The following is a 415-nucleotide window of genomic DNA, read 5'->3' on the forward strand; positions in this document are numbered from 1 at the left end:
CTTTGTAAGTGGACATCACGCCCTGAGCGGCATCTTCTACCACAAACAAATTATGCTTTTTCGCCAACGCCATAATGGTGTCCATTTCGCAGGCCACACCCGCGTAATGGACCGGCACGATAACGCGCGTTTTGTCGGTGATCGCCGCTTCAATCAGCGTTTCGTCGATGTTCATGGTGTCCGGGCGAACATCCACAAAAACGATTTTTGCGCCACGCAGCACAAAGGCATTGGCGGTGGAGACAAAGGTGTAGCTCGGCATGATCACTTCATCGCCAGGCTGGATATCGAGCAGCAGCGCCGCCATCTCCAGCGAAGCGGTGCAGGACGGCGTCAGTAACACTTTGGCGCTGCCAAAACGTTGCTCCAGCCACTGCTGGCAGCGACGGGTAAAACCGCCATCGCCACACAGTTT

The 415-nt window shown here is 55.4% G+C and carries 1 protein-coding gene; it reads right to left on the reverse strand.

All coding sequences use genetic code 11. The annotated features are described in order from the left end of the window. Positions 1–415: aminotransferase class I/II-fold pyridoxal phosphate-dependent enzyme (locus SB756_RS28230; protein ID WP_410912791.1), on the reverse strand; the 415-nt coding region annotated here is incomplete at both ends.

The sequence above is a fragment of the Pseudomonas sp. SIMBA_068 genome, assembly GCF_046534705.1.
GTDB classification, from domain to species: domain Bacteria; phylum Pseudomonadota; class Gammaproteobacteria; order Pseudomonadales; family Pseudomonadaceae; genus Aquipseudomonas; species Aquipseudomonas putida.